26 protein-coding genes are annotated in these 23,631 nt (G+C 66.3%); 15 read left to right on the top strand and 11 right to left on the bottom strand.

Annotated features, from left to right (window positions below):
• Positions 1–19: 19 nt before the first annotated feature.
• Genes BMW90_RS08105 through BMW90_RS08095 form a run of 3 tightly spaced genes read left to right on the top strand, consistent with a single transcriptional unit; the run spans position 20 to position 1,806 of the window.
• Entirely contained in the window at positions 20–943 is a 924-nt protein-coding gene (locus tag BMW90_RS08105; protein WP_048533283.1) for a thioredoxin family protein, read from the top strand.
• 27 nt (positions 944–970) lie between these two features.
• Complete coding sequence (locus BMW90_RS08100; RefSeq protein WP_048533282.1) at positions 971–1,615, top strand: LON peptidase substrate-binding domain-containing protein; 645 nt, start codon at positions 971–973, stop codon at positions 1,613–1,615.
• On the top strand, positions 1,612–1,806 hold the full coding sequence (locus BMW90_RS08095; RefSeq protein WP_074836003.1) for a Trm112 family protein: 195 nt from the start codon (positions 1,612–1,614) through the stop codon (positions 1,804–1,806). Before BMW90_RS08100 ends, BMW90_RS08095 begins: the two co-directional genes overlap by 4 nt.
• A gap of 92 nt (positions 1,807–1,898) precedes the next feature.
• On the opposite strand, the gene BMW90_RS08090 is transcribed toward BMW90_RS08095, so the two are convergent.
• From BMW90_RS08090 to accD, 3 genes are all read right to left on the bottom strand, one after another.
• The gene (locus tag BMW90_RS08090; protein ID WP_074836001.1) at positions 1,899–2,219 is read right to left on the bottom strand and encodes a LysM peptidoglycan-binding domain-containing protein; all 321 of its coding nucleotides are present in this window, start codon (positions 2,217–2,219) and stop codon (positions 1,899–1,901) included.
• 312 nt (positions 2,220–2,531) lie between these two features.
• Entirely contained in the window at positions 2,532–3,806 is a 1,275-nt protein-coding gene (locus tag BMW90_RS08085; RefSeq protein WP_074835999.1) for a bifunctional folylpolyglutamate synthase/dihydrofolate synthase, read from the bottom strand.
• Positions 3,803–4,759, bottom strand: a complete 957-nt coding sequence (gene accD, locus BMW90_RS08080) for an acetyl-CoA carboxylase, carboxyltransferase subunit beta (RefSeq protein WP_074835997.1) — start codon at positions 4,757–4,759, stop codon at positions 3,803–3,805. Before accD ends, BMW90_RS08085 begins: the two co-directional genes overlap by 4 nt.
• 215 nt (positions 4,760–4,974) lie before the next feature.
• Here accD and BMW90_RS08075 point away from each other — a divergent pair, with 215 nt between their 5' ends.
• The 6 genes from BMW90_RS08075 (at position 4,975) to BMW90_RS08050 (ending at position 11,028) form a co-directional block, all read left to right on the top strand.
• Complete coding sequence (locus BMW90_RS08075) at positions 4,975–5,625, top strand: hypothetical protein (protein ID WP_139211263.1); 651 nt, start codon at positions 4,975–4,977, stop codon at positions 5,623–5,625.
• Between the two features lie 141 nt (positions 5,626–5,766).
• On the top strand, positions 5,767–6,540 hold the full coding sequence (locus BMW90_RS08070; RefSeq protein WP_074835994.1) for a DUF6478 family protein: 774 nt from the start codon (positions 5,767–5,769) through the stop codon (positions 6,538–6,540).
• A gap of 10 nt (positions 6,541–6,550) precedes the next feature.
• Positions 6,551–6,928, top strand: coding sequence for a hypothetical protein (locus tag BMW90_RS08065; protein WP_048533275.1), 378 nt, complete (start codon positions 6,551–6,553; stop codon positions 6,926–6,928).
• Positions 6,929–7,116: 188 nt separating this feature from the next.
• A complete protein-coding gene (locus tag BMW90_RS08060) occupies positions 7,117–9,144 on the top strand; it encodes an NADPH-dependent 2,4-dienoyl-CoA reductase (protein WP_074835993.1) in 2,028 nt (675 codons plus the stop codon).
• 151 nt (positions 9,145–9,295) lie between these two features.
• Positions 9,296–9,856, top strand: a complete 561-nt coding sequence (locus tag BMW90_RS08055) for a type 1 glutamine amidotransferase domain-containing protein (RefSeq protein WP_074835991.1) — start codon at positions 9,296–9,298, stop codon at positions 9,854–9,856.
• A gap of 266 nt (positions 9,857–10,122) precedes the next feature.
• A complete protein-coding gene (locus BMW90_RS08050) occupies positions 10,123–11,028 on the top strand; it encodes a LysR family transcriptional regulator (RefSeq protein WP_048533272.1) in 906 nt (301 codons plus the stop codon).
• A gap of 268 nt (positions 11,029–11,296) precedes the next feature.
• On the opposite strand, the gene BMW90_RS08045 is transcribed toward BMW90_RS08050, so the two are convergent.
• Together BMW90_RS08045 and BMW90_RS08040 are read right to left on the bottom strand one after the other, a co-directional pair.
• Positions 11,297–11,674, bottom strand: a complete 378-nt coding sequence (locus BMW90_RS08045) for an HIT domain-containing protein (RefSeq protein WP_048533271.1) — start codon at positions 11,672–11,674, stop codon at positions 11,297–11,299.
• 9 nt (positions 11,675–11,683) lie between these two features.
• Complete coding sequence (locus BMW90_RS08040; RefSeq protein WP_074835989.1) at positions 11,684–13,261, bottom strand: DUF5928 domain-containing protein; 1,578 nt, start codon at positions 13,259–13,261, stop codon at positions 11,684–11,686.
• Positions 13,262–13,402: 141 nt separating this feature from the next.
• Between BMW90_RS08040 and BMW90_RS08035 the strand changes: the two genes are divergently transcribed.
• Positions 13,403–14,221: a sulfotransferase family protein gene (locus BMW90_RS08035; RefSeq protein WP_074835988.1), complete on the top strand. Its 819-nt coding sequence runs from the start codon at positions 13,403–13,405 to the stop codon at positions 14,219–14,221.
• Between the two features lie 133 nt (positions 14,222–14,354).
• Here the strand turns inward: BMW90_RS08035 and BMW90_RS08030 are convergent, their stop codons facing one another.
• Positions 14,355–15,344, bottom strand: a complete 990-nt coding sequence (locus tag BMW90_RS08030; RefSeq protein WP_048533268.1) for an adenosine kinase — start codon at positions 15,342–15,344, stop codon at positions 14,355–14,357.
• Entirely contained in the window at positions 15,341–15,985 is a 645-nt protein-coding gene (nth, locus tag BMW90_RS08025; protein WP_074835986.1) for an endonuclease III, read from the bottom strand. The genes BMW90_RS08030 and nth overlap by 4 nt, the downstream gene beginning before the upstream one ends.
• 91 nt (positions 15,986–16,076) lie before the next feature.
• On the opposite strand from nth, the gene BMW90_RS08020 reads away from it, so the two are divergent.
• The 4 genes from BMW90_RS08020 to BMW90_RS08005 all read left to right on the top strand — a co-directional run bounded on the left by BMW90_RS08020 (position 16,077) and on the right by BMW90_RS08005 (position 18,956).
• Positions 16,077–16,913 (top strand): methylated-DNA--[protein]-cysteine S-methyltransferase, encoded by an 837-nt coding sequence (locus BMW90_RS08020; RefSeq protein WP_048533266.1) that lies wholly within the window; start codon positions 16,077–16,079, stop codon positions 16,911–16,913.
• Between the two features lie 203 nt (positions 16,914–17,116).
• Positions 17,117–17,767, top strand: coding sequence for a YiaD family glycine zipper/OmpA-like lipoprotein (locus BMW90_RS08015; protein ID WP_074835985.1), 651 nt, complete (start codon positions 17,117–17,119; stop codon positions 17,765–17,767).
• Positions 17,768–17,925: 158 nt separating this feature from the next.
• Positions 17,926–18,504, top strand: a complete 579-nt coding sequence (locus BMW90_RS08010; RefSeq protein WP_074835983.1) for an NADPH-dependent FMN reductase — start codon at positions 17,926–17,928, stop codon at positions 18,502–18,504.
• 20 nt (positions 18,505–18,524) lie between these two features.
• Positions 18,525–18,956, top strand: a complete 432-nt coding sequence (locus BMW90_RS08005; RefSeq protein WP_048533263.1) for a DUF1330 domain-containing protein — start codon at positions 18,525–18,527, stop codon at positions 18,954–18,956.
• A 47-nt stretch (positions 18,957–19,003) separates the two neighbouring features.
• On the opposite strand, the gene BMW90_RS08000 is transcribed toward BMW90_RS08005, so the two are convergent.
• From BMW90_RS08000 to BMW90_RS07990, 3 genes are all read right to left on the bottom strand, one after another.
• Complete coding sequence (locus BMW90_RS08000; RefSeq protein WP_048533262.1) at positions 19,004–19,693, bottom strand: EI24 domain-containing protein; 690 nt, start codon at positions 19,691–19,693, stop codon at positions 19,004–19,006.
• Positions 19,690–20,268 (bottom strand): nitroreductase family protein, encoded by a 579-nt coding sequence (locus tag BMW90_RS07995; protein WP_074835982.1) that lies wholly within the window; start codon positions 20,266–20,268, stop codon positions 19,690–19,692. Before BMW90_RS07995 ends, BMW90_RS08000 begins: the two co-directional genes overlap by 4 nt.
• Before the next feature lie 156 nt (positions 20,269–20,424).
• Positions 20,425–20,664, bottom strand: a complete 240-nt coding sequence (locus tag BMW90_RS07990) for a hypothetical protein (protein ID WP_048533260.1) — start codon at positions 20,662–20,664, stop codon at positions 20,425–20,427.
• A 124-nt stretch (positions 20,665–20,788) separates the two neighbouring features.
• Between BMW90_RS07990 and BMW90_RS07985 the strand changes: the two genes are divergently transcribed.
• The gene (locus BMW90_RS07985) at positions 20,789–21,508 is read left to right on the top strand and encodes a M48 family metallopeptidase (RefSeq protein ID WP_074835980.1); all 720 of its coding nucleotides are present in this window, start codon (positions 20,789–20,791) and stop codon (positions 21,506–21,508) included.
• Positions 21,509–21,562: 54 nt separating this feature from the next.
• On the opposite strand, the gene BMW90_RS26665 is transcribed toward BMW90_RS07985, so the two are convergent.
• Positions 21,563–23,512: an OmpA family protein gene (locus tag BMW90_RS26665; protein WP_170850522.1), complete on the bottom strand. Its 1,950-nt coding sequence runs from the start codon at positions 23,510–23,512 to the stop codon at positions 21,563–21,565.
• Positions 23,513–23,631: the final 119 nt, after the last annotated feature.

Raw genomic sequence — 23,631 nt, 5'->3', positions numbered from 1 at the left:
ATATCTCAAGGAGCCGTCAATGCTGGAACTCGGACAATCGCAGAACGCCGCCGCAGCCCCGGGCGACCTGATCAAGGACGTCTCGGAAGCGGATTTCATGGCCGAGGTCGTCGATGCCTCGATGACGACGCCGGTGATCGTCGATTTCTGGGCACCCTGGTGCGGCCCCTGCAAGACGCTGGGCCCGATGCTCGAAGAGGCGGTGACCAAGGCCGGCGGCGCGGTCAAGATGGCCAAGGTCAATGTGGACGAGAGCCAGATGATCGCCGGCCAGCTTCGGGTGCAGTCGATCCCGACGGTCTATGCCTTCTGGCAGGGCCAGCCGGTCGACGGATTTCAGGGCGCGGTGCCGGGATCGGAGATCCAGGCCTTTGTCGACCGGGTGATCGAGGCCGCCGGCGGCACGCCGGCCGACAACGGGCTCGACGATGCCATTGCCGCCGCCGAAGAGATGCTGGAGCAGGGCGCCGCGGTGGATGCGGCCCAGACCTTTGCCGCGATCCTCGAAGAGGAGCCGGCCAATGCCAAAGCCTATGGCGGGCTGGTCCGGTCGCATATCGCGATGGGCGATCTCGATCAGGCCGAGGCGGTGCTCAATGGCGCGCCGGTCGAAATTTCCAAGGCGCCCGAGCTGGAAGCCGCCCATGCCCAGCTTGAACTGGCGAAACAGGCCGCCGGCGCGGGGCCGCTGGGCGAGCTGTCCGCCGCGGTCGAGGCCAACCCGGAGGATCATCAGGCGCGATTCGATCTGGCGCAGGCGCATTATGCCGGCGGCGATGCCGCGGCGGCGGTGGACGAATTGCTGGAAATCTTCCGCCGGGACCGTGAATGGAACGACGGTGCCGCTAAGGCGCAGCTGTTCACGATTTTCGAGGCGCTCAAGCCGAATGACCCGGTGGTTCTCAACGGACGGCGAAAACTGAGCTCGATGATATTTGCCTGATCGCATTCGCAGGCTAGGTTAGCCTTCATGATCAGCGCAGCAGACTTGCCCGACACACTCCCGGTCTTTCCCCTGCCCGGGGCGCTTCTCTTGCCCCGGTCGCGGCTGCCCTTGCACATCTTCGAGCCGCGCTATCTGGCGATGATCGAGGATTGCATGAAGACGCCGCAACGGTTGATCGGGATGATCCAGCCAAACCCCGGCCCCGGGGACGAGGACGGCCGGCTGCATGCCATCGGCTGCGCCGGACGGCTGACCCAGTTTTCCGAAACCGAGGACGGCCGCTACATGGTCACTCTCGGCGGGGTGTCCCGCTTTCGCATGGTCCGCGAGATCGAGGGATTTGCCCCCTATCGCCGCTGCGAGGTCGACTGGAGCCACTTTGCCCGCGATCTCGGGCAGGACGAGCAGGACCTGGGGTTCGACCGCGCCGGCTTCATGTCGTTGCTGGAGCGGTATTTCGACGCGCAATCGCTGGCGGCGGACTGGGACACGCTGAACGACGCCGAGGACGAGCTCTTGATCAATTCCCTGGCGATGTTGCTGGAGTTCGCCCCCGAGGACAAGCAGGCGCTGCTCGAGGCGCCGTCGCTGCCCACCCGGCGCGAGACGCTTGTCACCCTGATCGAATTCGCCCTGCGGGGCGGCACAGCCGAGGAGATCATGCAATGATGGACCAGGAGATCAAGGAAGGCGGTTTTGACCGCCGGATGCTCGAGGCGCTGGTCTGCCCGCGCACCCAGTCGCGGCTGGAATATGACGCCGCGAAACAGGAGCTGATCTCGCGCAAGGCCGGGCTGGCCTTTCCGATCCGCAATGGCATCCCGGTGATGCTGACCGAAGAGGCGCGCGAGATCGACTGAACGGGCGCAGCCGGAGGGCAAAGGAAAGGGGCCCCGAAGGGCCCCTTGAGGTGCTGCTCTGGCTTTGTTGCCTGTTTGTTATGCCTGTCCGGTCACATTGCCGGAATCTTCAATCTCATGCCGGGCCGCACGGCCCCCGGTGACGCCAGCTTGTCGCGGTTGGCGCGATAGATAATCTCCTCCGCCGTGGCGGTGCCGTAGTGGCGCAGCGCGATCCCGGCCAGGCTGTCGCCCGGTTGCACCACATACCCCATCCCCTCGGGGCTTGCCGGCACCCCGGGCAGCCGCAGCGCCTTGCCGGTGGTGGCACCGGTGACAAGCGGCGCGTCGGGGCCACCGTCCCCGGGTGCGACGGCAAAGGCCAGCACCATTGCGCAGGACAGAAAACCGCCGCTGAGCAGGAGACGGGTCACGCGGCAGGCTCCCCATCGGGTATCCGGGGCTGGCTGTCGCGTGGCCGCGGCGGCACGGGCGGGATACACCCGTACCCGGCATCGACCGCCTGGCGTGCCAAGGGCAGGCCGGCGGAGAAGCTCTCCACAATCCACAACATTTAATGTTCCCCGAGAGCGCCCCCGCCACATGTCGATGGAAAGTATTGATCTGGGCGGAACGCTCGCTATTAGGCCCAAATATAGCGAAAAATGGCCGAATCAGTCAATGATTTCCTGATTCGTCGGGCGATTTCCTGGGGCGGCCGGCGAAAAGGACTCATCCTCAGCGTGTTAGCCGTTTTCGCGCAGGACCGACCCGGCGAGATAGAGCGATCCGCAGATCAGTATCCGGGCCTCCGGCGCGGTTGCCACTACGGATGTCAGCGCCTCGGCCACCGTGGTGGCGGCCTTGGCGGGCAGGCCAACGGCCTTGGCGGCGGCAACGGTTTCCTCGGCCGGCAGGGTGTTGGCCTCGCCCGGGATCGGCACGGCGGTGAGGCTTTGTGCGACCTGTGCCAGCGGTCGCAGATAGCCTGTGACGTCCTTGGTGTTGAGCATGCCGCAGATCAGATGCGTCGGCCGCGCCGGCAGCCGGGCCAGATGCGCCGCCAGCGCCACGCCCGCCGCCGCATTATGGCCGCCGTCGAGCCAGAGCTGGGCCCGGGGCGCCATTTCGGCCAGCGGCCCTTCAGTAAGACGCTGCATCCGCGCCGGCCAGACCGCCCGGGTGACGGCCGCCGTGCAGGCGGCTTCGTCAAAGCCCAGGTGCCGCAGCGCGGCCAGGGCGGTGCCGGCGTTGTCGATCTGATGCGCGCCGGGCAGATTGGGCAACGGCAGGTCGAGCAGTCCGGCGTCATCCTGAAAGACCATGCCGTCACGTTCCTCATGGGCATGCCAGTGCTGGCCGTGGGCGAGCAGAGGCGCCCCTAGCTGCGCGCCCCGGGCCTCGATCACCTCCAGCGCTGCCTCCTGTTGCGGGCCGATGACACAGGGCACACCGCGCTTGAGGATGCCAGCCTTTTCGGCGGCGATCTTTGCCAGCGTGTTGCCGAGGAATTGTTCGTGGTCGATCGAGACCGGGGTGATCACCGTCAGCGCCGGGCGGTCGATGACGTTGGTGGCGTCCAGCCGACCGCCGAGGCCGACCTCGAGCAGGGTGTAATCGGCCGGGGTGCGCGCCATGGCGAGGATGGCGGCGCAGGTGGTGATCTCGAAGTAGGTGATGCTTTCGCCGCCGTTGGCGGCATAACATTCATCGAGATAATCGGTCAGCGCCGGTTCGGATATCAGCGTGCCGGCCAGCCGGATGCGTTCGTGAAACCGCGCCAGATGCGGCGACGTATAGGCGTGCACGCGTTTGCCGGCGGCTTCCAGCCCGGCGCGGATCATCGCCTGGGTCGACCCCTTGCCGTTGGTGCCGGCGATATGGATCACCGGCGGCAGGTCGTTCTGCGGATTGCCCAGCGCTTCGAGCAGGCGCCAGACCCGGTCGAGCGTCAGATCGATCACCTTGGGGTGCAGCGCCATCATCCGTTGCAGGATGACGTCGGAGGTCTCGGCGCTCATTCCTTTGCGGCGTGCTCGTCCGCCGCTTTCGGCGGCTTTGTCGGTTCCGGCTTCGGTTCCGGCACCGCATCGGCCGGGGCGGGCAGGTCACCGTGAACCGCCGGCGGTTGGCCCATCAGCATGCGGCAGATGGTGATCAGCTCGTCGCGCAGATCCTTGCGGCGCGTCACCCGGTCGAGCATGCCGTGTTCGAGCAGATATTCGGCGCGCTGGAAGCCTTCGGGCAGCTTTTCGCGGATCGTCTGTTCGATCACCCGCGGCCCGGCAAAGCAGATCAGCGCATTGGGCTCGGCGATCTGCACGTCGCCCAGCATCGCATAAGAGGCCGTCACGCCGCCGGTGGTGGGATGGGTCAGCACGACGATATACGGCAGGTTGGCCTCTTTCAGCATCTGCACCGCCACCGTGGTGCGCGGCATCTGCATCAGCGACAGGATGCCCTCCTGCATGCGCGCGCCGCCGGCGGCCGAGAACAGGATCAGCGGACAGCCCCGGGCCACGGCACGTTCGGCGGCGGCGATGATCGCATTGCCGACATACATGCCCATCGACCCGCCCATGAAGGAGAAATCCTGGCCGGCGGCCACGATCGGCGTGCGGCCGATCTCGCCCTCGGCGACCAGCATCGCCTCTTTTTCACCGGTGGTCTTCTGTGCCGCCCGCATGCGGTCGGGATACTTTTTCTGATCGCGGAAATGCAGCGGATCGGCCAGCGGTTCGGGCACCGCAACCTCGCGGAAGATGCCGCCATCGAACAGGGTGTGAAACCGGTCGCGCGGGCTGATCGGCATGTGATGGCCGCAGCTGGTGCAGACGTTCAGGTTTTCCCGGATCTCGCGGTGAAACAGCATGGTGCCGCATTCGCTGCACTTGGTCCAGAGGTTCTCCGGCACCTCGCGCCGCGAGAAAATCGAATTGATGCGCGGACGCACGTAGTTGGTGATCCAGTTCATGTCCGACCTGTTCTTCGGGCCATATCACGGCCATTTGCCCTCGACTTAAGCGGGATGGCGGTGAAATGCAATCATGACCGGAGCCGCGGCGGGGCACCGGAAAGCCGGCCGGGAAATGTCGCGCATCGGGGCTTGCGGCAAATCCGACACCCGGCATAGATTGCACCAGGTCACTTCAACGGAGATGGCCCGCCGGGTTCTGGCGGGACGAGGGCATGCCAGGACGACAAGGGATCACGGTGCCAAAGGCGGCCGGCATGGCGCTGCTGCTTGCCGGGCTGACCGCCTGCGGCGAGGAGGTGCCGCGACTGGCGCTGATCGACCGGCCGGCGGGCGGGGGCTTCTTGTCGGCGCTGACCCAGCCCCGGCAGCCGGCGGCGCCGCAATCGCGGGCGGCGCTGGCGCGGGGCGATGTGCAGCTTACCGCGCCGCGCGGCTGGTGCATCGAACCGGAATCGCTTCAGGCGCGCGGCCAGCAGGGTTTTGCGCTGCTGGTCGGGTGTCATGCGCTCGGCGCGACCGAGACCGGCGGCGCCGTGCCCAGCGGCGTGCTGACGGTCGCGGTCTCGGCGCGGCGCGCCCCGGGCGAGGCGGATGCGGTCGAGGCGCTGCGCCAGGCGGTCGAGAGCGGTGCGGTGCGCAGCGAGGACCGGGTGGACGACGTGGCGCTGATGCGGCTGCGCCCCCGGGTGTCCTCCGATCCCTCGCAGCTCGGCGATCCGGTCTGGCGCGCGGTCTTTGTGCATGAACAGCGGGCGATCTCGCTGGCGGCCTATGGGCCGGAGGACGGCCAGATCGCCGGCGGCGCCGGCGCGGCGCTGCTGCTGGCCATTGCCAAAGGGATCCGCGGCAACAGGCCAGAGTGAGTTCGCGCCGGGGCGGGCACATGGGTCTTGACCCGGCAGCACGGTTCGGGCGTTTGTGGAATTGTAAGGGTTCGGGGTAAGACTGCGTGCGGCAACGACACGCGGCACCGGTGCAGCAGGGGCAGTAGAACAGGCAGGGCAATGGCAGGGCAGAGACGCGGCTTTCTGGATCGGATCACCCATCGCGGCGCGCTGCGCCGCTGGCGCAACGCGGCGCTGGCCGCGCCGCAGGCCGACCTGGCCGAATTGCGCCGCCAGCGCGGCCGCGCCCGCAAGCTCCGCCGGCAGCTCGACGAGCTTCTGCATGTGGCGGACTACCGGCTGGCCCTGCCGGCGATCGGCAGCGATGCCATCGCCGCACCGCATGACAGCGACTGGACCTGGCGCCCCGAGGCCTGGCGCGGCCCACTGCCGGCGGCGGGGGGCGCGGCGGTCGAGAGCGGCGTGCAGCTGGGTGGCGAAGTGACGCTGTTTCATGATTGCACGATCTCCGAGCTGACCCTGCGCCAGCTGCGCAACACCCGCGAGGCCGACCTGGCGCCCTTTGGTTTGCGGATGGATGTGTTCCGGTTCGACGGCTCCTATCTCTCGCTGGCGGTGGCGCTGCCGTCGGCGGCGGTCGCGGGGCTGACCAAGGCGCATCTGGTGCGGGTCGACTGCATGGTCGAGCTGGAGAGCCCGCTGGAGATCTTTGCCCGGCTGAACGTAAAAAGTGGGCCCAATACCGAAAAGCTGGTGCGCGAAGTGCCGCTGAACAGCGGCGAGCGGCATGTGGAGTTCGACCTCGCCTATTCCCGGCTGAACGAGAAACGCATCGACAAGGCCTGGCTCGACCTGATCTTCGAGGGGCCGCAGATGAACCAGGTGGTGCTGCGTGACCTGACCTTCAGCCGCCGGCTGCGCGCAGAGATATGAGGGGGATGACATGTCGGAACTGACGCTGACCAGGACCCGGTTCTTTGAGGGCACATGGGAGGGCGTGGTGCAGGACCGCGCCCCCGGGGCCGGCGACCCGGCGATTCAGGTCCTGCTCAAGGATCGGCCGGTCGAGGGCGTGGAGCTGCGCCGCGACGCCGCGCCGGGCAGCTGGACGCTGCGCTTTCCGGTGCCGGCGCGGCTGTTGAGCGAGGGCAGCCATACCTTTGTCTTTGCCGATGCCAGCGATGGCGGCGTGCTGGACAGCTTCTCGATCATCGCCGGCGAGGCGCTGGGCGACGATATCCGTGCCGAGGTGGACATGCTGCGGGCCGAGCTCGACATGCTCAAGCGCGCCTTTCGCCGGCATTGCCGCGAGACCGGCTGAGGCGGGGATTTCGTCCTGCCTGCGCAGGCCGACAGGCCGGGGGCGCTGCCCCCGGACCCCCGCGGTATTTTCCGCAAGAGGAAAGCCGTGACCGGGTGACGGAACGGCGGATGGCGTTCTGACCCCACGTTCCGCGTGACAAAGTCACGTCAATCCGCTGACCTCCGCTGCGAAAGAGGAGGCTGCCGATGACCCGCTACCCAAACCTGTTCCGCCCGCTGGATCTGGGCCATGTCACGCTGAAGAATCGGGTGCTGATGGGGTCGATGCACACCGGGCTCGAGGAGACGCGGGACTGGAACCGGGTGGCGGAGTTCTATGCTGCGCGGGCCCGCGGTGGCGTGGCGCTGATGGTCACCGGCGGCATGGCGCCGAACCGCGAAGGCGGGGTCTTTCCCGGTGCCGCCGGGCTGTTCAGCCCCGAGGACATCGCCAATCATCGGGTGGTCACCGACCGGGTGCATGCCGCCGGAGGCAAGATCGCGATGCAGATCCTGCATGCCGGACGGTATGCCTATGGCCCCGATTGCGTCGCCCCCAGTGCCGTCAAATCGCCGATCTCGCCGTTTCCGCCGAAGGCGCTGGACGAGGCCGGCATCGAAAAGCAGATCGCCGATATTGCCGAGGCCGCCCGCCGCGCCAAGGAGGCGGGCTATGACGGCGTCGAGGTGATGGGCTCGGAAGGCTATTTCATCAACCAGTTCATCGTCAGCCATACCAACAGGCGCACCGACCGCTGGGGCGGCTCCTACGAGAACCGCATCCGCCTGCCGATCGAGGTGGTCAAACGGGTGCGGGCGGCGGTGGGGCCGGAGTTCATCGTGATCTACCGACTGTCGATGATCGACCTGGTGCCCGATGGCTCGACCCATGAGGAGGTGGTGCAGCTGGCGCAGGAGATCGAGAAGGCCGGGGCCTCGATCCTCAACACCGGCATCGGCTGGCACGAGGCGCGGATTCCCACCATCGCCACCTCGGTGCCGCGCGCGGCCTTTGCCTGGGTCACCAGGAAGCTGATGGGGCAGGTGGGCATTCCGGTGATCACCTCGAACCGGATCAACACGCCGGAGGTGGCCGAGAACGTGCTGGCGGAGGGCTGTGCCGACATGGTCAGCATGGCCCGGCCCTTCCTGGCCGATCCGGCCTTCGTCGCCAAGGCCGAGGCCGGCCAGGCCGATCTGATCGCGCCCTGCATCGCCTGCAACCAGGCCTGTCTCGATCACACTTTCGGCGGCAAGATCTCGAGCTGTCTGGTCAATCCGCGGGCCTGCCATGAGACCGAGCTGGTGATCGCCCCGGCCGGGACCAAGAAGAGGGTGGCGGTTGTCGGCGCCGGGCCGGCGGGGCTGTCGGCGGCGATCACCGCGGCGGAGCGCGGCCACGCGGTGACGCTGTTCGACCAGGCCGAGGAGATCGGAGGCCAGCTCAACATGGCCAAGCGCATCCCCGGCAAGGAGGAATTCGTGCCCTTCGTCGCCTGGTTCGAACGCATGGTCGAAGCGGCCGGCGTCACCGTGACGCTGGGCCGGAGGGTCGGGGCGGAGGATTTGCAGGGCTTTGACGAGGTGATTGTCGCCACCGGCGTGCTGCCGCGCGACCCCGGCATCGAAGGGCAGGGGCGGCCGAATGTGCTCAGCTATGTCGAGGTGCTGCGCGGCACCGCGGTGCCGGGCCGCCGGGTGGCGGTGATCGGCGCCGGCGGCATCGGCTTTGACGTCGCGGAATTTCTTGTCGAGCAGGGCCAGTCGCCGACGCTGGACCTGCCGGAATGGATGCGGACCTGGGGCGTGACCGACCCCGAAACCGCACGCGGCGGGCTGGCGCCCGAGGGGCCGCGGCCGGAGGCGCCGCAGCGCGAGGTCATTCTGCTGCAACGCAAGCCCGAGCGGCCGGGCAAGCGGCTGGGCAAGACCACCGGCTGGATCCACCGGGCGGCTCTGAAGATGAAGTCGGTCGAGATGCGCGCCGGGGTGAACTATGAGCGGATCACCGATGAGGGGCTGTGGATCTCGAAGGGGGAGGCGCGCGAGGCTCCCGAGCTGCTGGAGGTCGATACCGTGGTGCTCTGTGCCGGGCAGCTGTCGGAGCGGTCGCTGGCCGATGCGCTGGAGGCGCGCGGCGTTTCGGTGCATGTGATCGGCGGCGCCGATGTGGCGGCGGAGCTCGACGCCAAACGCGCGATCGACCAGGGCACGCGGTTGGCCGCGGCGCTCTGAGGCCGGCCGGCCCACGGGCCGCGCGTCTTGGGGGGGGCGATGCCGCGGCGCTGGACCTCACGCGGGCGTGACCGGAGAAGCCGCGGGCCGGGGGGAACGTACGGCGCCGGACTGCGTTGGGCAGGCTGAACCGAAAACAGGAGGCCGCGTCATGCCCAAGATCGAAAATGCCCGTATCCTCGTCGTCGCCACCCATGGCTTCGAGCAATCGGAACTGGAATTCCCGCGTGACCAACTGCGCGTCAAAGGCGCCAAGGTCGACGTGGCGACGCTTGACGGCAAAGCCATCACGGGCTGGGAAGGCACCGACTGGGGCCGCGAGGCCGAGGCCGACCTCAGGATCGTCGAGGCCAAGGCCGAGGACTATGACGCCATCGTTCTGCCCGGTGGCCAGATCAACCCCGATCTGCTGCGCGTCGAAGCCGATGCGATCTCGCTGATCAAGGCGTTCTATGCCAAGGGCAAGGTCGTGGCGGCGGTCTGTCACGCGCCCTGGCTGCTGGTCGAGGCCGGGCTCGTCAAGGGCCGCCAAGTGACCTCGTATCCGTCGATCCGCACCGATGTCGAAAATGCCGGCGGCCTCTGGCAGGACAAGGAGGTCGTGGCCGACCTGGGGCTGGTGACCTCGCGCAAGCCCGAAGACCTCAAGGCGTTTGTCTCGAAGATCGTCGAGGAGATCGAAGAGGGCAGGCACGATCGGCAGGCCGCCTGACGCGCGCCGTGAATCGAGGAAAGGGCGGGCCGCTGTGCCCGCCCTTTTTTTGTCGCCCGGACGTCACGGAGCGGCCACAATCTTTGGAAACAAAGTGCGGGCTTGCACCGCAAAATGGTGCGACGATGAGGGACACCCGCCATGCGTGTTTTGCCCTGTGAACAGTGCGCTAGATACCGCGATATTGTCAGCGCACGGCCCCGGTTCTGCCCGAATTGACGATCATTACTGTTCTTCGGGATGTCACAGTTTATCGAGGAACACGTATGGATCGCCTGACTGAAATGGAAGCTTTCGCCACCGTTGTCGATCAGGGCGGGTTTACCGATGCCGCCAAGAAGATGGGAATTTCGAAGTCCGCCGTTTCCAAACATGTCTCCTCGCTCGAGGCCCGGCTGGGCGCGCGGCTGCTGAACCGCACCACCCGCCGGGTGAGCCCGACAGAGATCGGACTGGCTTATTACGACCGCGCCCGACGGGTGCTGAACGATGCCGGCGAGGCGGATGCGCTTGTCACCTCGATGCAATCGGCGCCATCTGGGCTGCTGCGGATTTCGGTCGCGACCGATTTCGGCGTCAACCACATGTCGCCGATCCTGGGAGAGTTCCTGTCCGAATTTCCCGACATCACCGTCAACATGGTGCTGAACAACCGCTACGTCGAGCTGATCTCGGAAGGTTTCGACATGGCGGTGCGGATCGGCGAGCTGGAGGACAGCACGCTGCGCGCCCGCAAGCTGACCGAAACCACCAAGCGGATGATCGCCAGCCCGGCCTATTTCGAGAAATACGGCCGGCCGACCAAGATCGACGATCTGAACGAGCACAAGCTGCTGCATTATTCCAACCAGTCGAGCGGCAATGTCTGGAAGGTGACCGCCCCCTCGGGCGAAAAACGCCAGGTGCGCACCGCCGGCTGGCTGAGCGTAAACGACGGCCAATCGCTGCTCAATGCCGCGGTGGCGGGGCTGGGCATCGCCTATCTGCCGTCTTTCCTGTACGGCGAGGCGATGGAGAAAGGCCTGGTCGAGGATGCGATCCCCGATCTGCCGGTCGAGACCCAGGGCGTCTATGCGGTCTATCCGCCGGGCCGGTTCACCCAGCCCAAGGTGCGCGCCTTCATCGATTTCCTGGTCCATGCCTTTGCCGACAAGGGCCCGACCGACTGGTAAGTTTTGTCTCCGTGTAACGATTTCACCCCCGGTCCCTGTGCCGGGGGTTTTTACATTGGCGCCTTGTCAGGCGACCACCGCGCCCCGGCTTCCGCGCCGGGGCCCCTTGGCCTGGGGCGGAGAGGTCCCGGCGCGGCGGCCGGGACGGGCGGGAGACCGGTGGCATGAATAGGTCCGGAAGACGGTCTGTGGGTGCGGCAAAGAACCCGCGCGCCCCGGACCCGATCCGGGGCCTCCCGGCCAATCAAGGCACGGCGCCGGGGCGCGATCACGCCGGTTGCAGCATGCGGCCCAGCCCGCGGCCGCCGAGAACATGGACATGCAGGTGCGGAACCTCCTGCACACCGTCGCGGCCGGCGTTCGAGATCAGGCGAAAGCCGCCGCCTTCGCCCAGGTCGACGCCGCACATTTGGGCGACCTGGCCGATGGTGCGGACATAATCGATGATTTCCGCTTCGCCGGCCTCGCTGGCGAAATGGTCAAAGCTCACATAGGCTCCCTTGGGGATCACCAGCACATGGGTCGGCGCCTGCGGCGTGATGTCGTGAAAGGCCAGCGAATGCTCGGTCTCGATCACCGTGGTGTTGGGGATCTCGCCGCGCAGGATCTTGGCGAAGATGTTCTGGTCGTCATAGGCATAAGACATGGCGGTTCCTCAATCGGCAAACAGGTGATCGGTGTGGGCGACGTCCAGCGCGGTCTCTGGCGGGACTTGCAGGAAATCTGCGAGGGCGCGGGCATTCTGCTCGGCGGTTTCCCATTCGCGGATTTGGCTGTGATTGGCGAACCCGGCATCGCGGATCGTCTCGCTCTCGAACAGCACGTCGTTGCGGATGGTGGGCAGCAGACGGCGCAGCGCGTCGGGCTTGGTGTGGTCCCCGGCCAGACCCACGCGTTTGGCGTGGCCGACGAGATAGGCGTCGGTAAAGTGGCATTGCACCTCGAGCAGCCGGGTCACCGAGCGGTCGCCGTAGAAATCCTGCAACAGGTCGATGTTCGCCGGGTCGAGGCAGATCAGCAGCCGGTCGGTGTCGTAATAGTCGAACAGCATCCGCATCAGCGCCCTGCGGTGGCGGTGGCGTTTGTCCATCGAGGCCTGGATGCCCCCGAGATCGGGCAGGGCGCAATTGTCTTCGTTGAACAGATATTCGACCGCCGGAACATTGGTAAGTTGCTGGATGCGCCAGACCAGCCGCTTGGCGACGTGCCATTTCTTGCAGACCACGATCAGCATCTCGCGGTCGCGGCCCAGCGACCCCTCGTTCTCCCAGAAGCGCGGGGCGAAGCGCCGGCCTTCGCGGCCCCGCCCGGTGAGAAAGGTGTAAAGGCTGCGGCCCTCGTTGGAAATCTGGAACTCGGCCCCGTCCGAGGAATAGAGCACCCCCAGCCGGCGTTTGAGCTCTTGCGCTTCGGGGCTGATCTTGCGGGCGAAGAGGTAATCCTGGCTCATCAGGAGATCGTAGTGATCGTTGTAGAAATTCACCGGCATCCCGTAGTCCGAGAACATCAGGAAGGTGAGCGTGCGGTTGCGAATTTCCTCTTCCGGCACCAGATGGCGCACCAAGGTCTGAAAAAATGTCTCGTCGGGGATCCAGGTGGTGCGAAAGAACCGCATCACGTCGCGACGTTCGCGGGTGAAGGCCAGGATCCATTCGATGGTGCGGCGGCGCAGGCACCACCATTGGCTGCCGATCATGATCTGCAAATCCGACGGGATTTCGCGCTCCAGCCCGAGCCGTTTTTGCAGGTTCATCGCGGCGTAGAACAGCCGCTTGTTCTCGCGCTCGTTGAAATAGTGGCGATAGATCAGCCGCTCGGCCTGGATACCGGTCTTGATCCAGTCCGACTCGAAGAAATCGAAGCTCTCGATGAAATCGGCGTCGTTCTCGTCGAGGAACTCATGCGTGTATTCGGCCGATTTGATCGCCATGCAATCGCCCGAGAGCATGTAGAAATGCGTCGCCTTGGGAAAGGCGGCGACTGCCGCCTCGGTGGCCAGAAGCGTCGCCTCGACCAGCGACCAGGCCCCCCAGCCGCATTTGATCCTGCGCTTGGCAAAGGTGACATGCGCATTGTCGGCCAGAGCGCTGCGGATCCGGTCATAGGCGGCCCGCGGCGCCCGCGCGTCGAAATGGATCGACATGTAGTCGTCTTTTGCCGTAAGCCGCTGGGCCTGCTTGATAACGGCCTCTGGATCCTTGTGGCAGAGCAATATGAAGGCTATTTTCGACATTGTGATCTAGGTCATATTCCGCGCGTCCCGCCCTGGCCCTCAGTTAAAGCCGATGACGTGTTGAATAAACAGGGTTTATTAACAAAAACAAACGAGCGTATAAGCTTTGCAACGACAAGAGCAGACTGGAGGCAGCAGCCCATGGGCTTTCCCGGCACATGGATGACGGAGAGTGAAAGCGTGGTCTATCGCGTGGTGCCGAAATGCGCCTGCTCGACCATCGGACAGATCCTCTATTATTCCGACCACGGCGAATTTTACGATGGCGACATTCATGACGCCACCACGGGGCTGCACAAATGGTCCCGCGAGGACAGCCAGAACCTGATCAACGCCAACGTCAAGACGCATCAGGCCTATGCCTTCACCTGTGTGCGCAACCCCTATACCCGCATCCTGTCGTCCTTTTTCGACAAGATCTGCGGCATCCAGCGCAACGGCAACCGCTACCGCGGCAACCTGGTGCCGATGCTGGTGCAGAAATACGGCATCGAGGTCGGCGGCGACGACGGCAAGGGCGAGTTCGACCAGATCGCCAGCTTCCGTCGCTTCCTGCTGTTCGCCCGCGACACCATTCGCTGGCGCAAGCCGATGGACCCGGACATCCACTGGTCGGCGACCTCCGGCCACGTTTCGACCTTTATCTGCAACGGCGGGCGCTACGACAAGATCATCTGGACCGAGAAGTTCAACGAGGGCATGTCCGAGGTGCTGGGCAAGATCGACACCCGCCACGAGGTCAAGCTCGCGGAGATCCCGCGCTTCAACGAGAGCGAGGGCCACGGGCCGAAACGCGCGCATCCGGTCGAGGATTACTTTGACGACCTGTCGATGCACCTGGTCTACGAGATGTACAAGCGCGATTTCGACGTCTTCAAATACGATCCCGCCGATCCGTCGAACAAGATGCCGGTGGCCGAGATCGACCTCGACGAGGTACACGCCAAGCTGGGTGAATAGGCCAGGGCACCGGGCGCCGGTTTGTCACCCGTTGCTCAGAAACCGGCCACCCCGAAAACCGTGCCCCGGCCCCCGCGCCGGGGCCTCTTGGCCGGCCTCAACGCGCAAAACCGCGAGGTTCGGGGCCGCGGTCTCAGGCCAGGCCCGCAGCCTCCAGAACCTGCAACAATTCGGTCTCGGCCCGCGGGCCGACGTGGCGGATCACCTCGCCGGCCACGGCACAACCCATGCGGCCACAGGTCTGCATGTCACGGCCCTGCGCCAGACCGAAAAGGAAGCCGGCGGCAAAGCCGTCGCCCGCCCCGGTCGCATCCACCGGCACGATCCGCTGCACGCCGACATCGGTACGCTGGCCGTCGGCCACGATCGTCACCCCGTCGCCGGATCGGGTGCAGCAGACCAGCGAACAGATCGCCGAGACCTTGGCCAGCGCCTCTTCGGTGTCGTCGGTTTCATACAGCGAGCGGATCTCGGCCTCGTTGCCGATCACGTAATCCAGCTCGTTCTCGATCAATTGCAGGAAATCCGCCCGATGGCGCTCGACGCAGAACGGATCCGAGATCGCGATCCCGGCCTTGCCGCCGGCGGCGCTACAGGCGCGGGCCATGCGGGTGAAGGCGTCCTTGCCCTTGTCCTTGTCGAACAGATAGCCCTCGAGAAAGACGATCTCGGCCGCAGCCGCCACCGCCTCGTCGACATCCTCCGGCCCGAGTTCGGCGGAAATCCCGAGATAGGTGTTCATCGACCGCTCGCCATCGGGCGAGACAAAGATCATCGAGCGCGAGGTCGGCAGTTCGCCGCCCGGCACCGGCGGATTGACAAAGGCGGTGCCCACCTTCTCCATCGCCTCGGCATAGAAGCGGCCCAGCGCATCGTCATGCACCCGGCCGACAAAGGCTGTCCGCATGCCCAGATTGCCGGCCCCGGCGATGGTATTGGCCACCGACCCGCCAGCCGCCTGCTTGCGTTCGCCCATGGCACCATAGAGCACCTCGGCGCGCTCGCGCTCGATCAGCTGCATGATGCCCTTGCCGATCCCCATGTGTTCGAGAAAGCTGTCGTCGGCTTGGGTGATCACATCGACGACGGCGTTGCCGATGCCGACAACCTGATAGGTCTTCATAGGTTCTTGTCCTCGTACATACAGAGATCTCGGATGATGCAGGTGGCGCACATCGGTTTGCGCGCCTTGCAGACGTAGCGGCCGTGCAGGATCATCCAGTGATGGGCGTGCTGCTGGAAATCCACCGGGATGTGATCCTCGATGGCGCGTTCGACGGCTTCGACATCCTTTCCCGGGCAGATGCCCGACCGGTTGCCGAGGCGAAAGATATGGGTGTCCACCGCCTGCGCCGGGTAGCGCCACCACATGTTGAGCACCACATTTGCGGTCTTGCGCCCGACCCCGGGCAGCGAGATCAGCGCGGCTCGGGAATTGGGCACCTCGCCGCCATAATCCTCGACGAGGATTTTCGACAGCTTGATGACGTTCTTGGCCTTGTTGCGATAGAGCCCGATGGTCTTGATGTGCGCGGTCAGCCCCGCTTCGCCCAAGGCCAGCATCTTCTCCGGCGTGTCGGCGATGCGAAACAGCTCCTTGGTCGCCCGGTTCACCCCGGCATCGGTCGCCTGCGCCGAAAGCGCCACGGCGACCACCAGCGTATAGGCGTTCACATGGTCGAGCTCGCCCTTCGGTTCGGGCTCGGCGGCGTGAAACCGGCTAAAGATCTCGCGGATCGTGTGATAATCGAGCTGCTTGGCCATGCCCGTTCTATGGCCCAGCCCCGACGCAAGCGCAACATTCGGGTCGCGACAGTTCGGCCTGCACCCTAGATTGAGGCAAAGGAGTTGCCCGATGACCATGCAGGAAAACGGATATCACTATCAGGTCATGCGCCGCGCCATCGATCTGATCGACGCCAGCCAGACGCCGTTGACGCTGGAGGCACTGGCCGGCGAAATGAACATGAGCCCGGCGCATTTCCAGCGGCTGTTCTCGAAATGGGTCGGTGTCTCGCCCAAGCGCTATCAGCAGTATCTGGCGCTGGGTCATGCCAAGGCGCTGCTGCGCGAGCGCTTCACCACGCTGGCGGCGGCCGATGGTGCCGGGCTTTCGGGGGGCGGCCGGTTGCACGATCTGTTCCTGCGCTGGGAGGCGATGAGCCCCGGCGATTATGCCCATGGCGGCGCCGGGCTGAGCATATATTGGGGCTGGTTCGACAGCCCCTTTGGCCGGGCGCTCGTGATGGGCACCGACCGCGGGCTTTGCGGGCTGGGCTTTGCCGCCGAGATGGGCGAGGCGGCCTGTATGGAGGATCTGCGCCGCCGCTGGCCCGAGGCCCGCTACCAGGAGGCGCCGGAGCGCCTCGCCGCCTGGGTCGGCGCCGCCTTTGGCGAGGTGCCGGGCGAGACCCCGCTCTACCTGATCGGCGCGCCGTTCCAGATCAAGGTCTGGGAGGCGCTGCTCGCGATCCCTTCGGGCCATGTCACCACCTATTCCGAAATCGCGACGAGCATCGGCAGGCCCAAGGCGGTGCGCGCGGTGGGCACGGCGGTGGGCCGCAACCCGGTCTCCTGGCTGATCCCCTGTCATCGCGCCCTGCGCAAATCAGGCGCGCTTGGCGGATATCACTGGGGCCTGCCGGTGAAACGCGCGCTGCTGGCATATGAATCGGCCCGCGCCGAAGCCTGACGCCGGTCCTTCTTCGGTTCACAGATATCCTCGGTCGGGTCGGGGGCGGCACCGCCCCGCCCTCGCGACACCGCGTCAACGCCGAGAGGTGGCAAGCTTTCGCCGATTCCCCCTTGCACGTAATTGTGAGCGGCGACAGGATCGCGACCAGTGTAAAGCACGCGCGGCGTGCGACAGCGCAATCAATGAGGCGAACGACTATCATGACTTTTCTGAGCAAACCCATCCTGCTGGCTTCGGCCGCCGCGCTTTCGCTTGCGGCCTGCACCACCCAGGGCCCCAACCAGAACCAGAAAGCCCGTCAGGGCGCGATCCTCGGCGGCCTGGCCGGGGCGGCGGCCGGCGCGATTGCCGGCGGCAACGAGGTCGAGAAACGCAACCGGATCATCGGCGGCGCGATTGTCGGTGCCGGCGCCGGCGCGGTCATCGGCAATCGTCTGGACCAACAGGAAGAAGACCTGCGCCAGAGCATGAGCAACGGCACCATCACCAACACCGGTGACCGGCTGATCGTGACCCTGCCGAACGACATCCTCTTTGCTGTGAATGACGCCACCGTACGTCCCGATCTGCAACGCGACCTGCGGGCGCTGGCCGGCAACCTCCAGGCCTATCCGAATTCGACCGTCCAGATCGTCGGCCACACCGACAGCGACGGCGACGCCGCCTATAACCTCGGCCTGTCGCAGCGCCGGGCGCAATCGGTCGCCAATGTGCTGGTCGCCGCGGGCGTCTCGGGCAGCCGGCTTCAGACCATCGGCCGTGGCGAAGACCAGCCGGTGGCGGACAACCTGACGGCGCAGGGCAAGGCCCAGAACCGCCGCGTCGAAATCGTGATCCTTCCGAACGCCTGATCGCTTCGGCCGGGTTCTTCGACCCGATCCCATGTCCGGCCCCGGTCCGCAGTTGATGCGGGCCGGGGTTTTTCATGCGCCCCCGGGGCCGGACCGGCGCCTTGCCTTGCGCCGACATCGAGGTATCTCCTTGGGGCAGACAGAAAGAGAGGCAGCACATGGCAGTAACCCTTCTGGGCATCTCCGGCTCCCTGCGCGCGGAATCGTCCAACACCAAGCTGATGCGCGAGGCGCTGCGGCTCTTCGGCGCGGCCGAGACCGCCGAGGCCGACCTGCGCCTGCCGCTGTATGACGGCGATCTCGAGGCGGAAGAGGGCATTCCGGCACCGGCGCGACGCCTGGCCGATCAGATCGCCGCGGCCGATGCGCTGGTGATCTCGGGGCCGGAATACAACAAGGGGGTCTCCGGTGTGCTGAAAAATGCGCTCGACTGGATCAGCCGCACCGATGTCTTTCCCTGGCAGGGCAAGCCGGTGGCGATCATGTCCGCCGCATCGGGCCGCGCCGGGGGCGAGCGCACCCAGATGATGCTGCGCGCCAGCCTGGTGGCCTTTCGGCCCAGGTTGCTTCAGGGGCCGGAGGTTCTGGTGGCACAGGGGCGCGAACAGTTCGATGCCGAGGGCCGGCTGATCAATGACCGCTATGAGAAGACGCTGACCGCGCTGATGGCGGCGCTGCGCGAAGAGGTGCGACGCCAGGGGCTTGCCGCCGGGACGGCGATTGACCACTCTGCCTGAAACAGCCGGCAGGAGACCCGATGACAGATCACGTCGATCCGACGCGCGAGAGCTTTGCAGCGTTCCGCGAGATGCAGCGCGAGGGGCCGGTGCATATGCTCAACCTCGTGCGCCTGCACGCCCGCGCCCGCTATGACGACGGCACCGAGGCCAGCGGTGCCGAAGCCTATCGCGCCTACGCCCGCGAAAGCGGCCCGATCTTTCAGCGGTTGGGCGGGCGGCAGGTCTGGGTCGGACAGCCCGAGCTGATGCTGATCGGCCCCTCGGAAGAGCGCTGGGACATTGCCTTCATCGCCGAATACCCCTCGGTCGATGCCTTTGTCGCGATGATCCGCGACCCGGACTACCGGCGTGCGGTGCGCCACCGGCAGGCGGCGGTCGAGACCTCGCGGCTGATCCGCATGGCGCCGGGTGCGCCGGGGGCGCATTTCGGCGAACTGGCCGAAGGCTGACCGGCGCCGCACCCCAGCAGGCCGGCCCCGTCGGCCGGCCGCCGCGCTCAGCGGCGCGACAGCGCGTGATAGATATGGGTGAAGGTGGCGGCGCCGAGGATCGGCACCAGCAGGTTCAGCAGCGGCACGCTGAGCGGCATGGCCATCAGGATGCCGGCGATCCAGATCGTCGTGCCATGTTTGCGGCGCATCTCCCGGGCACCCTCGCGGCCGATCCGGCGCATCGCGGCAAGGGTGAAATACTCCCGCCCGAGCAGAAAGCCGTTCATTCCCCAGAAGATGAAGGGCGTGGCCGGCGGAAAGAACACATAGAGCACGAAGGCCACAAGGTTGGCACCGATCAGGATGCCAAGAAAGCTGACCGTATCGCGCGCCGCATCGGCAAAGGGCACCGGGGTGGCCGGCGGCAGGCTGGGATAATGCCGGTCTTCGACCGCCTGCGCCACCTCGTCGAGGAACATCGAGGTGATTGCCGAGGCCACCGGAATCATCAGGAAGGCCGAAAGCACGATCATGAAGACCAGCGAGCCGATGCTCAGCAGATCGCCGACCCAGGTGACCTCGCCCACAAGCGGCAGGGTCATGCTTTCGCCGGTGAGCCATTCGATCAGCCAGAGCAGCCCGGCATAGGCCCCGAAGAGCAGCGCCACGGTCAGCCCGATGCCCATCCAGAGCACCTTGCGGAACCGGGAATCGCTGAGCTGGCTGAGCGATTTGAGAAAGGCGGACAGGATCATTGGTCCATCCAGGTGACCTTGGCCCCCTGATCGGGGCGCGGGCGGTCCGGCGGTGCGGCGCGTTCGGTGCCGATGTGGATGATGCCGGCAACGCTTTCCTGCGGTGCGAGCGCAAGGCCCTGTTCGACAAAGCCGCGGTCATGGCTGGCCCAGCCGGAGAGCCAGTTCGCACCCCAACCGGCCGCCAGCGCCGCATTGAGCAGCGATAGGCAGACCGCCCCGGCGGAATAGAGCTGTTCGATCTCGGGCACCTTTTCAGAGGCCACGGGTGCGGCCACCACCACCACCGCCAGCGGGCTGTCGGCATAGGTGGCGCGGGTCTTTTCCACCTGGTCGGGGTCGAGCCCGAGCGCCGCGCCGCGGGTTTCGGCAAGGCCCGCCAGACGGTCGAGTGCGGCCCGGTCGAGCACGATCAGCCGCCAGGGTTCGAGCTTGCCGTGATCGGGGCTGCGCAGGCCGGCGGTCAGGATCGGGTCCAGCGCGGCGCGGTCCGGCGCCGGGGCCTGAAGCGTCTTGGCCGGGCGCGAGCGGCGGCTCAGCAGAAAATCCAGTGCAGCTTGATTGGGTTGGGGCATGCGGCTCTCCTGACGTGTCGCCGCTTATGTCACCCGTCGGGCCGGGGTTTTCAAGGGCAGGCGGCGTCCCGGTCGGGGAATGGCCCCAGATGAATGTTCCGAGCTGTCTGGACGGGCCCAGTGTGCAAATGCTTTACCGGAGGCCGGGCTGATGCCTCAGCCCTGTTGCGCGGCGCGGCGATAGACGCCTTCGGGCAGGTCGATGGCGGTGGCCAGATCGCGCATCTGGGCGATCGACAGGGTGATCCTGTGCATCCTGTCCTCGCGCGGGTCATATTGCTCGACGGTGATGCATTCGGCAAAACCGTTGACAACGACGTCCTCCTGAAGCGGGGCGTCGCCTTCATCCACAAGGGTGACGACGGTGGCGTCGAATTCGTGCTCGATCGTAAACATGCCACCAGATTAGAGGCTGGCGGGGCATTTGCAACCGGCGCCGGGGGCCGGGATAAGCAATTCCCCGCCTTGCGGCTTTTCACATCTGGCACCCGGCTGTTGCGCGGCCTATTTTCGATCTGACATGACTCGTATCTCTCTCCTGTTCCTGACGCTCTTCCTTTCGGCCTGTGCCGCGGTCGCGCCTGCGCCGCGGCTGCCTCAGGATACGGCGGGGCCACTGACCGAAACCCAGATTCAGCGCCGTGCCGATGCGGCGGCGCGGCAGTTCGTGGCCGTGGTGGAACAGGTCGAACCCGTGGCCGAGGCCGAATGCCGCAAGGTGCGGTTGCGCGGGCCCTGCGATTTCCAGATCGTCGTCGACGATCGGCCCGGCCAGGCCCCCAACGCCTTTCACACGCTCGACCGGCAGGGCCGGCCGATCATCGCCTTCAACCTCGCGCTGATCCTGAATGTCGACAATGCCGACGAGCTGGCCTTTGTCATGGGCCATGAGGCGGCGCATCACATCGGCGGCCATATCGAGCGGGCGCAGCGCAATGCGACGCTGGGCTCGGAGCTTTTCGGGCGGGCGGCGGCGACCATCTCGGGGGGTGACAGCGGTGCCATAGAGGCCGGGCTGGAGCTGGGTGCGGCGCTTGGACGGCGCAGCTTTACCAAGGATTTCGAGCTCGAGGCGGATGCCATCGGCACGGTCATCGCCCATCGCGCGGGCTTTGATCCGGTGCGCGGCGCCGAATTCTTTGCCCGCATTCCCGATCCCGGAAACCGGTTTCTCGGCACCCATCCGCCCAATTCCGCGCGGATCGAGACGGTGCGGCGGGTGGCGCGCCGGCTGAAATGAAAAACCCCCGCGACCGTCCGGTCGCGGGGGTACTTTTCAGTCCTGACGCAGCGCTCAGTCGAGCCGCGCGTTGCGGTGCAGCAGTGGCGTGATCCGACGCACGGTGGCGCGGCGGTTGGCGCGCTCGGGGCCTTCACGCGGCACCAGTAGATCGCTTTCGCCATAGCCCTGGATGATCAGGTTCTCCGGCGGCACGTCGAAATATTCCACCAGCGCCAGCGCCACCGATTCCGCCCGGCGGTCCGACAGAGCGAGGTTATAGGCGGCGTCGCCCACGGTGTCGGTGTGGCCTTCGACGATAAACAGCTCGTCGGGATTGGCGGCAAGGAAATCGGCAAGCTGGCTGCCCAGATCGGCCAGTTCCTCGGCTTCGCCCGGCTGGATCACCGCAGAGCCGGTTTGGAAGTTGACCGCATCAAGCGTGACCTCGGGCATCAGGTGGCGGACCTCACGGATCGAGCGGACCTGATTGAGCGAAAAGCGGCGGTCGACATCGGCGGCCAGCTGCGCGTTCAGCGCGGCTTCCAATGCGGCCCGATCGCCAGAGGTGACGGTAACGGGCTGTTGTCGGCGCGGCTCTGGCAGGGTGGTCACATCGACTGGTTCTGCCGCTTCCTCGGTGTCGTCGAAAAGCACGATGCGGCGGCCGTCGGCACGCACCTGCACCCGGCGCACCACGGTGCCATCGGCGGCCCGCACGGTGATCACCTGGCTGCCGTCGGGGCGGGTGACGACCACACGCGACGAGCCGTCGGCAAAGTTGCGGGTCTCGACCTCCGAGCCGGGCTGGCGCAGCAGCACGTCATCATCGCGGATGACCTGAAGATCGTTGCCGCGCCGCACCACCACCCGGTCGCCCGAGTTGGACACAACCTCGTCGGCGTCGCCGAGAATCTGGCTCAGCGCCAGCACGCCAAGCCCCAGGGCGGCGGCGGTTTCGGCATTGCTGAAGCCGCGATCATCATCGTCATCGTCGTCTTCACGGGTGCCGCGCTGCTCGGCTTGCTGTTCGACGATGACGTCGCTGCCGAATTCCTCGCTGCTCGAGCGGACGTCGGCCTCGGTCACGGTCTCCACCACGACCTCGCCTTCGGCGGTGGCGGCATCATCCTCGGCCGCCATCGGTGTGCTGTCGGCAACGGTCGTGTCCGGCTCGGTTTCTTCCGGGGCGGGCTCGACCACCTCCACCTCCATGCCCAGAGCGGCCTTCACCGCGGTGCGCAGTTCGGCCTCGGACATATTTTCCGTGGCTCCGAGGTCGAGCGACAGGTCGGAGGCCAGCGCGAGAAGCTGATCGCGGCTCATGGCGTCGATGTCGTTGATACCGGCCAGGCCACCGAGGGAGGTCTCTGCCTGCGTCTCGGTCTCAGCTTGCGCCTCGGTCTCCGCTTCCGCTTCGGCTTCGGCCTCACTTTCGACCTGGGTTTCGGTTTCGACCTGCGCTTCGGCCTCGGCCTCCGCTTCGGTTTCGATCTGTTGTTCGACCTCCGGCGCTTCCTCTGCCTGCGCGTCTTCCAGCGCCTCGCGGAGCTCTTCGGTCTGCTCGCCGGCCTCTTCGCTGGCCGTTTCTGCCGCGTCCGCCGCCTCCTCGACGACGTCCTGGGCTTCTTCGACAGCTGCTTCGGCCGCGCCCTCGACCTCTGCGGCGGTCTCCTCGGCGGCCTCGGCGGTCACTTCGGCGGCGCCCTCGGCCGTGACTTCCGCCGTCTCGGCCGGCGGTTCTTCGCTTTCTGCGGCCTCGTCGACCGGCAGGCCAAGCTCCGTCTTGATCGCGACGCGAAGCTCTTCGAGCTCCATCGCCCGCGCGGCATCGCGGTCAAGGCCGATCAGCACGCCAAGCTGTTCGAGAATGTCGCGGCCCATCTCGTCGATCTGCTCGGCCGAGGGCATTTCGCCGGCTGCAAAGGCTGACACGTCGCCGCTTTGTGCCGGGGCGACCGTGGGAACGGCCAGCGCGAGAGACAGCACAATGGCCGTGCTTTTCATCAATGTCGATCTGGTCATCTTGATACCTCTTCTCAACTCGCTGGCCCAACGCCGCAGCGGCCCGACTGTTCCAGCCGGCGAGATCGATCGGCACAAATTCGCGTGACGCCGGGTTTTGACCCAGATCAAAGGCCGAG

Origin of the sequence: Marinovum algicola, assembly GCF_900109145.1 — a bacterium.
In the GTDB taxonomy this organism is placed as follows: Bacteria; Pseudomonadota; Alphaproteobacteria; order Rhodobacterales; family Rhodobacteraceae; genus Marinovum; species Marinovum algicola.
The sequence above is the reverse complement of the archived record's forward strand: the minus strand, read 5'-3'. Positions and strand labels throughout refer to the sequence as shown.

What these genes read in the sequence shown, in the direction of transcription:
- BMW90_RS08000 (WP_048533262.1), bottom strand. Translation starts at nt 19,693, where the DNA reads ATGATCCTGTCCGCCTTTCTCAAATCGCTCAGCCAGCTCAGCGATTCC.
- BMW90_RS07990 (WP_048533260.1), bottom strand. Translation starts at nt 20,664, where the DNA reads ATGTTTACGATCGAGCACGAATTCGACGCCACCGTCGTCACCCTTGTG.
- BMW90_RS08055 (WP_074835991.1), top strand. Translation starts at nt 9,296, where the DNA reads ATGCCCAAGATCGAAAATGCCCGTATCCTCGTCGTCGCCACCCATGGC.
- BMW90_RS08095 (WP_074836003.1), top strand. Translation starts at nt 1,612, where the DNA reads ATGATGGACCAGGAGATCAAGGAAGGCGGTTTTGACCGCCGGATGCTC.
- BMW90_RS08020 (WP_048533266.1), top strand. Translation starts at nt 16,077, where the DNA reads ATGACCATGCAGGAAAACGGATATCACTATCAGGTCATGCGCCGCGCC.
- accD (WP_074835997.1), bottom strand. Translation starts at nt 4,759, where the DNA reads ATGAACTGGATCACCAACTACGTGCGTCCGCGCATCAATTCGATTTTC.
- BMW90_RS08045 (WP_048533271.1), bottom strand. Translation starts at nt 11,674, where the DNA reads ATGTCTTATGCCTATGACGACCAGAACATCTTCGCCAAGATCCTGCGC.
- BMW90_RS26665 (WP_170850522.1), bottom strand. Translation starts at nt 23,512, where the DNA reads ATGACCAGATCGACATTGATGAAAAGCACGGCCATTGTGCTGTCTCTC.
- BMW90_RS07985 (WP_074835980.1), top strand. Translation starts at nt 20,789, where the DNA reads ATGACTCGTATCTCTCTCCTGTTCCTGACGCTCTTCCTTTCGGCCTGT.
- BMW90_RS08015 (WP_074835985.1), top strand. Translation starts at nt 17,117, where the DNA reads ATGACTTTTCTGAGCAAACCCATCCTGCTGGCTTCGGCCGCCGCGCTT.
- nth (WP_074835986.1), bottom strand. Translation starts at nt 15,985, where the DNA reads ATGGCCAAGCAGCTCGATTATCACACGATCCGCGAGATCTTTAGCCGG.
- BMW90_RS08030 (WP_048533268.1), bottom strand. Translation starts at nt 15,344, where the DNA reads ATGAAGACCTATCAGGTTGTCGGCATCGGCAACGCCGTCGTCGATGTG.
- BMW90_RS08070 (WP_074835994.1), top strand. Translation starts at nt 5,767, where the DNA reads ATGGCAGGGCAGAGACGCGGCTTTCTGGATCGGATCACCCATCGCGGC.
- BMW90_RS07995 (WP_074835982.1), bottom strand. Translation starts at nt 20,268, where the DNA reads ATGCCCCAACCCAATCAAGCTGCACTGGATTTTCTGCTGAGCCGCCGC.
- BMW90_RS08060 (WP_074835993.1), top strand. Translation starts at nt 7,117, where the DNA reads ATGACCCGCTACCCAAACCTGTTCCGCCCGCTGGATCTGGGCCATGTC.
- BMW90_RS08010 (WP_074835983.1), top strand. Translation starts at nt 17,926, where the DNA reads ATGGCAGTAACCCTTCTGGGCATCTCCGGCTCCCTGCGCGCGGAATCG.
- BMW90_RS08075 (WP_139211263.1), top strand. Translation starts at nt 4,975, where the DNA reads ATGCCAGGACGACAAGGGATCACGGTGCCAAAGGCGGCCGGCATGGCG.
- BMW90_RS08065 (WP_048533275.1), top strand. Translation starts at nt 6,551, where the DNA reads ATGTCGGAACTGACGCTGACCAGGACCCGGTTCTTTGAGGGCACATGG.
- BMW90_RS08100 (WP_048533282.1), top strand. Translation starts at nt 971, where the DNA reads ATGATCAGCGCAGCAGACTTGCCCGACACACTCCCGGTCTTTCCCCTG.
- BMW90_RS08005 (WP_048533263.1), top strand. Translation starts at nt 18,525, where the DNA reads ATGACAGATCACGTCGATCCGACGCGCGAGAGCTTTGCAGCGTTCCGC.
- BMW90_RS08105 (WP_048533283.1), top strand. Translation starts at nt 20, where the DNA reads ATGCTGGAACTCGGACAATCGCAGAACGCCGCCGCAGCCCCGGGCGAC.
- BMW90_RS08035 (WP_074835988.1), top strand. Translation starts at nt 13,403, where the DNA reads ATGGGCTTTCCCGGCACATGGATGACGGAGAGTGAAAGCGTGGTCTAT.
- BMW90_RS08050 (WP_048533272.1), top strand. Translation starts at nt 10,123, where the DNA reads ATGGATCGCCTGACTGAAATGGAAGCTTTCGCCACCGTTGTCGATCAG.
- BMW90_RS08040 (WP_074835989.1), bottom strand. Translation starts at nt 13,261, where the DNA reads ATGTCGAAAATAGCCTTCATATTGCTCTGCCACAAGGATCCAGAGGCC.
- BMW90_RS08085 (WP_074835999.1), bottom strand. Translation starts at nt 3,806, where the DNA reads ATGAGCGCCGAGACCTCCGACGTCATCCTGCAACGGATGATGGCGCTG.